Below are 7,205 nucleotides of genomic sequence, written 5' to 3' on the forward strand. Positions count from 1 at the left end.
AAATACGGGTATAAACCCGTTTGCGTTATGGGGGTTGGGGGGCCCTATTTATTGTGTTTTGCCCACTTTCCGCGTTTGCCCCCCCCCCTCCCGTTTTGGGTTGGGGGGCCGGGCGCGCGGCCGCCCGCCGGTACTCAACGCTTACTTCAGTTCAACCTTGGCGCCGGCTGCTTCCAGCTGGGCCTTGAACTTGTCCGCGTCGGCCTTGGAAACGCCTTCCTTGACCGGCTTCGGAGCCGCCTCGACCAGGTCCTTGGCTTCCTTGAGGCCAAGACCGGTGATGGCGCGAACTTCCTTGATGACGTTGATCTTCTGAGCGCCTGCCTCGGTGAGGACGACGTCGAATTCCGTCTTTTCCTCGACAGGAGCAGCAGCGGCCGCAGCGCCGCCGGCAGCGGCAACCGCCACCGGAGCAGCGGCGGAAACGCCCCACTTTTCTTCAAGAAGCTTCGACAGCTCGGCCGCCTCGAGGACGGTCAGCTTCGAAAGGTCGTCTACGATCTTTGCCAGATCAGCCATTGCAATGTTCCTTCATAAGGTTCGAACGTGTGTTTGTGATAGCGAGGAACGGCCTCATGCCGCCTCGTCCTTCCGGGCGTAAGCGCCGATGACGCGCGCGACCGAGGCCGCAGGCGCATTGACGATCTGGGCGATCCGGGTTGCCGGCGTGGCGATCATGCCAACCAGCCTGGCGCGCAGCTCATCGAGCGACGGGAGTGTGGCGAGTGCCTTCACACCGTCGGCGTTGAGCGAGGTGGTGCCCATTGCGCCACCGAGAATGACGAGCTTGTCATTTCCCTTGGCGAAATCGGACGCGACCTTCGGCGCCGCAATCGGATCCTCCGAATAGGCGATCAGCGTCTGTCCCTTGAACAGCTCGATGATCGATGCGGAGTCCGTGCCCTGAAGAGCGATTTTGGCGAGACGGTTCTTCGCGACTTTGACGGTGCCACCGGCGGCGCGCATTTTCGACCGAAGGTCGTTCATTTGCGCGACGGTGATACCGGCGTAGTGGGCCACGACGACTGAACCAGCGCTTGAAAACGCATCATTCAGGCCCGTGACGAGTTCGCGTTTTTCCGCTCTGTCCACTGCCTATCTCCAGTTGACCCCTGCCCTCTACGAAGGACAGGCGTCGGGTTGCCTTTTGCCGGCCGGGCCATCCAGTAACGGATCTCCCGAACGACGCTCGAGGATCCTGCCCCCTTTCGCCACACCTGCCGGCTAGCCGGACGGTGCGCAGACAAAAGGCAAACACGGTTCGAACCTTTCATTGGAGCTTTCGCCCCTTTGTCCGGTCTTCACCCGTCTCATGCAGGCCCACATGAATTAAGGCCCACATCACCTAAGGCTTGGGGCCGCCTGCAATCTCGGACAGGATGTCCGGAAGCCTTTCGACTTCCGGTACCGGGCCACCGACAGGTCGGAGGCCCGGAATTCTTTCACGGATCAGCGTTTTAGCGGCCGATCCAATTGTTCGTATCAGGACGCTGCGAGCGTCGAGACATCGAGCTTGAGGCCCGGGCCCATCGTCGAGGTGACCGACACCTTCTTGACGTAGTTGCCCTTGGCCCCAGCCGGCTTTGCCCTGGTCACCGCGTCTGCGAAGGCGCGGACGTTTTCTTCCAGCGCCTTGACGTCGAACGACACCTTGCCGACGCCGGCATGAACGATGCCGGCCTTCTCGACGCGGAACTCGACGGCGCCGCCCTTCGATGCCTTGACAGCGGCGGCAACGTCAGTGGTGACGGTGCCGACCTTCGGGTTCGGCATCATGCCGCGCGGACCGAGCACTTTGCCGAGACGGCCGACCAGCGGCATCATGTCCGGCGTGGCGATGCAACGGTCAAAGTCGATCGTGCCCTTCTGGACGATGTCGACCAGGTCCTCGGCTCCGACGATGTCGGCGCCGGCGGCCTTGGCCTCTTCGGCCTTGTCGCCGCGCGCGAACACGGCGACGCGAACGCTGCGGCCGGTGCCGTTCGGCAGATTGACCACGCCGCGGACCATCTGGTCGGCATGGCGGGGATCGACGCCGAGGTTCATCGCGACCTCGACGGTCTCATCAAACTTCACCGAGGAGCGATCCTTGAGCAGCTTCAGCGCCTCACCCAAAGCGTAAGCCTTGTTGGGATCGATGCCTTCGCGGGTCTTCGATACACGCTTTGCAATCTTTGCCATGATCTCAGCCCACCACTTCCAGACCCATCGAGCGGGCGGAGCCCTCGACCATGCGCATGGCCGCCTCGACGTCGTTTGCGTTCAGATCCTTCATCTTCTGCTCGGCGATGGCGCGCACCTTGTCGCGGCCGATCGTACCGGCCTTGAGCTTGCCCGGCTCCTTGGAACCCGACTTCAGGTTGGCGGCCTTCTTCAGGAAATAGCTCACCGGCGGCGTCTTCATGACAAAGGTGAACGACTTGTCCTGGTAGTAGGTGATGACGACCGGAACCGGCGAACCCTTTTCCATTTCCTGGGTCTGCGCGTTGAACGCCTTGCAGAACTCCATGATGTTGATGCCACGCTGACCAAGCGCCGGGCCGATCGGGGGCGACGGCGTGGCCGATCCCGCGGAAACCTGGAGCTTGAGCTGGCCTGCAATCTTCTTAGCCATCTCTCTTCCTGCCTTTTCTCATGCCGGTCTTGCCGGCGGTTGCAGTCTGGTGGTGCGGTCCGCGCGGCCGGCTAAAGCCGCATTCGCCTCCCACCCGTTTTTGGCCGCGCGATCTCCGCGCCGCCTTCCCTGCCGCCGAAACCGGTGCAGGGATTTCGGATCAGCCCTTCTCGACCTGTCCGAATTCCAGATCGACCGGCACGGCGCGCCCGAAGATCGATACTTCCACCTTGAGCCGCGCCCGCTCTTCGTCCACTTCCTGGACGAAACCGTTGAACGACGCGAATGGTCCATCCGAAACGCGGATCGCTTCGCCGATCTCGAACGTCACCGACGGCTTCGGCCGCTCGACGCCTTCCTGAACCTGGTTCAGGATACGCTGGGCTTCGGCTTCGGTGATCGGCACCGGCTTGGAGTCGCCCAGGAAACCGGTGACCTTCGGCGTGTTCTTGACGAGCGAGAACACGGCATCGGTCAGATTGGCTTTCAGCAGCACATAGCCCGGAAAGAACTTGCGCTCGGCATCGACCTTGCGGCCGCGGCGGATCTCGACGACCTTCTCGGTCGGCACCACGATCTGCTCGATGTCGGCGGACAGGCCCTTCTGCTTGGCCTTGTTCTCGATGTCCTCGGCGACCTTCTTTTCAAAGTTCGAGTAGGCGTGGACGATGTACCACCGCGCGGTCATTTCAAGACTTCTCCGTAATCGCCGGACTTACTGTCCGAGGCCGAGGATTTTTTCGACCGCAAAGCCCATGGCCACGTCTGCGGTAAAGAAAAAGATCATCGCGATGACCGCGAACACAAGGACCATCACCGTCGAGATCATCGTTTCGCGCCGCGACGGCCAAGTGACCTTGGCGGTCTCCGCGCGAACCTGCTGGAGAAAGGTGAAAGGATTTGTGGTTTTCGAAGCCATATGCCGCTCTGTCTGCAAGACCCGTTGGCCGGGTCTCCTGGATGATCCCGCTGGCCGGGACGTGCCGCTTGAGCGTGCGTTCGCGCCGAATCAGCGCAATCATTTCGCCCATGCAAATCAGACGCGTAAAGCCGGCTTCCCAGCTCCACGCGTCGCGTGTCTGTTTCGTCTACATAAAACCGATTCTTGATCCACGCAAGTGGCAAGTGTCCGCTTTATGCCCAAACGCCGCCTCGGAACCATCCAGTCGTTCCGTCCCGGCTATGCGGCCCTTATGCCGCAACTTATGCTATATGGCAAGTCACAAGCCGGTTTTCAAAGGCCGCACTGCAAAAGAATCGTTTTAGGTATCCATTCGAAGAATGGCACGGGCAGCAGGGCTCGAACCTACGACCTGCGGTTTTGGAGACCGCCGCTCTACCAACTGAGCTATGCCCGTATGCGCATGTCGGCGCAGCAGGCGCTTCCTAAAAGCTTCCGCGCGCTCTGTAAAGAGCGACGTGCGCTACCCGGCCTTCATCTTCGAAAGTCCAGGCGTCCTCCCGGCCATTTCCCGTCGATCCGTTGATTGCTGACGATCAAGCCGACCCATGGACGCACGATTTTCGGGTCGGTCAGATTGATGTATTTTCCCACCAGCCCTTTCGCACCCTGGCGCCGGGCATCGATGAGCCCCTTGCGCACGCCATTATGCCAATCGAACAGCAGGTAAACCCTCTCTCCCGCCGTCTTCACCTCGCCCCGGCCAGACTTCCATTTATCCTCGGTATCGCCCGGGATCGTGGGATCGGCACCGCCGTTCCAACGGCTGGACCAGCTGCCTTCGATGGTGTCGTTGCGGTCGCGGTCGCTTTCGGTGCCCCAGGCCTCGGCATTTTCATCGCTTGGAGTTCCCTCCAGTTTCACGCCGGCGGCGAACGCCGACACCTCCTCGTCGTCGGGAGTGGGGACGTCCATGACGCCAAACGGATTTCGGATTCCGCGGTCGCTGTCAAAGACGCTGTTTGAATTTTTCTTGCCTTCCGATCTCATCGCAAAGCCTCCGGTTTTCAATGTGGCCGCGCCATTCGACGGCGACTTTAAACCGTTAGCCTGGAGGACCGAGACCTCCATAGCCACCCGTTTTCCTGGCCGGCAGGCTTTCGACCGATTCGCGCGCGGTCAGGTTCCCGAAGGCGGCTTGTAAGGCCCGCCCGGCACCCCCCAACCCCAGGCCGGCATTGGTTCCGTCTCGGGATCGCAGGTCGGGCCCTTGTTGGAATTCATCCTGGCCAGCCGCGATCCCCATTCGACATAGGCCATGAAAGCCGAGCGGAATTCGGGATCGTCAGGCAGCCCGATCTCGTCGGCGGCGTCGGCGAGAAGATTGATCCAGCGCCGGCGCTGCTCCTCGGTCAGATGCTTGCCGAGATGGTGCATCACCATCTCGCGATGGCCGCCATGCTTTTCGCTGTAGGTTTTCGGTCCACCGAAAACTTCGCCGATGAAGGCCGCGACGTGAGCGGGATGGTCCGGCGACATGTGCTTGAACACCGGCCCGACGATGGGATCCCGAGAGACGTTGTCGTAGAAGGTTTGGGTCAGGCGGTTCAGCGCTTCGGTGCCACCGGCCCATTCGAACAATGTCGGGGCATCCTGGCTCATTTGCGATCCCTCCCATGCTGGTCTTCAACCGCGCTGGACGATAGCGGAAGCACCGAGCGACCGCTCAACCTGCCTCGATGGGCAGTGCAAGGTTACGCTAAAGCTTCGCCGGAGTCTCTGCCTCGGCGCTGGCGGACGGCAGAACGCGGCAGTTGTCGGGCTTCGGCGACGGCTTGCAGATGGTGGCGCCCGTCAGCGCGTCCACCGATTGCGGCCCCGTCGTCAGTCCAACCTTCAGCATTAGGTCGGGTTCGAGCTGGCGCTCGACCGAGCGCTGCTCGAGCGCGGCGAATAGACCGGGACCAATCGCCATGTCCTCGAGATAGGGCTTAATTATCTGCTGCTGTCCCATCAGGTACATGCCGAGCCGCGCTTGCGGACCGACAAACCGTCTGACGCCGCCGGCAAGCATGAGCGCGCACGCCGAATCGCATACCGCTCCCGAATCGACGGTCAGGCCGGCATAGGCGCCCTCTTTAGCCAAGCAACTCCACTCTCCCGGGTCGCAGCCAACAAAATCGGTGCGGGCGACGGCGATGTCGAGCTTCTTTTCGTGGATAAGTCGCCCCACCGCCAGAGCACTGAACAGGTCGCCTCCTTGTGAGCTGACCACCACCGGCAGCCGTCGGTTGCCAAGCATGGCGAGCAACTGGCGCAGCTTCTGCGGGGTCTGAGGCGCAATCGCGCCTTCGGCCGAGATCCATTCCGGGCAGTTTGGATTGCAAAGCGGGTTGCTGCCGCGGACCAGGACGAAGCGCATGTCTGCGACCTCCTTCGGCCGCGGGGTTTCGAGCCCTGCGGGTGCAGGCTCGGCTTTCGCCACCACTTCGCCGGCCGGCTTCGTGATATTCGCCGGCGCCGGCACCTCCCTGCAACTCGCCGGCAACGGATCGGACGTGCATAGGGTTGGCGCGGTCAGCAGGTCGACGGCATCCCGGCTGGTGACGAGATTCATTTGCAGCATGTCGTAGGGAGCCAATTGCTGGATACCGCTGGCCGGTGTGCTTTTCATGGTCTCGAGCACACCCAGGCCGACGCCCATCTCCTTCAGATAGGCCGCCAGCTTCCGCTCCAGCGGCTTGTTCATCTCATAGGTCTTGTAGCTGCCGGCGTTCTTCCGGCTGACGACCCTGGTGCTGAGTATCTTCTTCTTGCCTTTCACCATGCGATAAGTGGTGCGGTACAGCAATTTCGTCCGGATATAGGTCGTGGTGATCTGATGGACGCCGAGAAAGGCCCATTCCCCGACCACGCGCCGGATGCCACCGGAAAACATCAACGGACAGGCGGAATTGCAGATGGCGCCATCGGCATAAGCATTGCCAAAATAACGGGCGCCCTTGCCGTCGTTTTCCTTGCAGTTCTTCACATCTGGCAGACAGCCGACGAAGCGGGTTTTGCCAACGGCGATATCGAGCTTGTTCTTGCGGATCAGGCGACCAAGTGTCAGCGCCGCTTCGACATTGCCGCCGGGGGAATCGACGACGATCGGCAGCTTTCGGCCGCCAAGCGCTTTCAGCGCGCGTTTGAACAGGGCCGGTGTGCCGGCTTCTATCGAGCCTTCCGCCGATATCCATTCCGGACAGGTCGGCTCGCAGCCCGGCGCGCTGCTGCGGACGACGACGAACCGCATCGTCGGGCCGAAATCCGGCGCGGATTTTTCCGGCGTGGATTTCTTTGCATCCGCTGCGAAGGCAGCGTGGCCCATGGCAAGCAACGACACCAGGCAGATCAGCCCTAGCGACCACCATGCCTGACTATGCAAACGGCGCCATGGAACCATTCGGGCAGCCCCCCTCGATGCAACCTATACTAGTTATGGCAGAGGCGCTTGCAACAGGATTTGAAGCAATGCGGTTAATCCATTGCCAGAATATCAGAATCAAAAGGGCGGCCCGAAGACCGCCCCTTTGCATCCGATCTCAACCGGCAGCGCCGGCGACTACTCTTTGATGGTGACGACGATGCCGGCACCGACGGTGCGGCCGCCTTCACGGATGGCGAAGCGCAGCTTCTCTTCCATGGCGA

At 61.6% G+C, this 7,205-nt stretch carries 10 protein-coding genes and 1 tRNA gene; all 11 read right to left on the bottom strand.

The features are described 5' to 3' along the window. Positions 1 to 141: 141 nt before the first annotated feature. Complete coding sequence (gene rplL / locus NKI63_RS30320) at positions 142 to 519, bottom strand: 50S ribosomal protein L7/L12 (RefSeq protein ID WP_140752948.1); 378 nt, start codon at positions 517 to 519, stop codon at positions 142 to 144. Positions 520 to 573: 54 nt separating this feature from the next. Further along, on the bottom strand, positions 574 to 1,092 hold the full coding sequence (rplJ, locus tag NKI63_RS30325; protein WP_008875657.1) for a 50S ribosomal protein L10: 519 nt from the start codon (positions 1,090 to 1,092) through the stop codon (positions 574 to 576). Positions 1,093 to 1,482: 390 nt separating this feature from the next. Beyond that, positions 1,483 to 2,181: a 50S ribosomal protein L1 gene (gene rplA / locus NKI63_RS30330; protein ID WP_254817142.1), complete on the bottom strand. Its 699-nt coding sequence runs from the start codon at positions 2,179 to 2,181 to the stop codon at positions 1,483 to 1,485. Between the two features lie 4 nt (positions 2,182 to 2,185). Beyond that, positions 2,186 to 2,614, bottom strand: a complete 429-nt coding sequence (rplK, locus tag NKI63_RS30335; protein ID WP_254817141.1) for a 50S ribosomal protein L11 — start codon at positions 2,612 to 2,614, stop codon at positions 2,186 to 2,188. A 160-nt stretch (positions 2,615 to 2,774) separates the two neighbouring features. Then, positions 2,775 to 3,302, bottom strand: coding sequence for a transcription termination/antitermination protein NusG (gene nusG / locus NKI63_RS30340; protein ID WP_006333333.1), 528 nt, complete (start codon positions 3,300 to 3,302; stop codon positions 2,775 to 2,777). Positions 3,303 to 3,329: 27 nt separating this feature from the next. After that, positions 3,330 to 3,533: a preprotein translocase subunit SecE gene (secE, locus tag NKI63_RS30345; protein WP_023680439.1), complete on the bottom strand. Its 204-nt coding sequence runs from the start codon at positions 3,531 to 3,533 to the stop codon at positions 3,330 to 3,332. Positions 3,534 to 3,896: 363 nt separating this feature from the next. Beyond that, a tRNA-Trp gene (locus NKI63_RS30350) sits at positions 3,897 to 3,972 on the bottom strand. A gap of 77 nt (positions 3,973 to 4,049) precedes the next feature. After that, positions 4,050 to 4,646, bottom strand: a complete 597-nt coding sequence (locus NKI63_RS30355; protein WP_352509927.1) for a hypothetical protein — start codon at positions 4,644 to 4,646, stop codon at positions 4,050 to 4,052. A 48-nt stretch (positions 4,647 to 4,694) separates the two neighbouring features. Continuing rightward, positions 4,695 to 5,177 (bottom strand): group II truncated hemoglobin, encoded by a 483-nt coding sequence (locus tag NKI63_RS30360; RefSeq protein ID WP_352509926.1) that lies wholly within the window; start codon positions 5,175 to 5,177, stop codon positions 4,695 to 4,697. A 97-nt stretch (positions 5,178 to 5,274) separates the two neighbouring features. Continuing rightward, positions 5,275 to 6,960 carry a COG3904 family protein gene (locus NKI63_RS30365; RefSeq protein WP_352509925.1) on the bottom strand — a complete coding sequence of 562 codons (1,686 nt, stop codon included), beginning with the start codon at positions 6,958 to 6,960 and terminating at the stop codon, positions 5,275 to 5,277. A 159-nt stretch (positions 6,961 to 7,119) separates the two neighbouring features. Further along, a partial coding sequence (locus NKI63_RS30370) for an EF-Tu C-terminal domain-related protein (protein ID WP_455749504.1) occupies positions 7,120 to 7,205 on the bottom strand: 86 nt, incomplete at its 5' end.

Source organism: Mesorhizobium sp. M0410, from assembly GCF_040321435.1.
Lineage (GTDB): Bacteria > Pseudomonadota > Alphaproteobacteria > Rhizobiales > Rhizobiaceae > Mesorhizobium.

What these genes read in the sequence shown, in the direction of transcription:
- rplL (WP_140752948.1), bottom strand. Translation starts at nt 519, where the DNA reads ATGGCTGATCTGGCAAAGATCGTAGACGACCTTTCGAAGCTGACCGTC.
- rplA (WP_254817142.1), bottom strand. Translation starts at nt 2,181, where the DNA reads ATGGCAAAGATTGCAAAGCGTGTATCGAAGACCCGCGAAGGCATCGAT.
- rplK (WP_254817141.1), bottom strand. Translation starts at nt 2,614, where the DNA reads ATGGCTAAGAAGATTGCAGGCCAGCTCAAGCTCCAGGTTTCCGCGGGA.
- nusG (WP_006333333.1), bottom strand. Translation starts at nt 3,302, where the DNA reads ATGACCGCGCGGTGGTACATCGTCCACGCCTACTCGAACTTTGAAAAG.
- secE (WP_023680439.1), bottom strand. Translation starts at nt 3,533, where the DNA reads ATGGCTTCGAAAACCACAAATCCTTTCACCTTTCTCCAGCAGGTTCGC.
- NKI63_RS30355 (WP_352509927.1), bottom strand. Translation starts at nt 4,646, where the DNA reads ATGGAGGTCTCGGTCCTCCAGGCTAACGGTTTAAAGTCGCCGTCGAAT.
- NKI63_RS30360 (WP_352509926.1), bottom strand. Translation starts at nt 5,177, where the DNA reads ATGAGCCAGGATGCCCCGACATTGTTCGAATGGGCCGGTGGCACCGAA.
- NKI63_RS30365 (WP_352509925.1), bottom strand. Translation starts at nt 6,960, where the DNA reads ATGGTTCCATGGCGCCGTTTGCATAGTCAGGCATGGTGGTCGCTAGGG.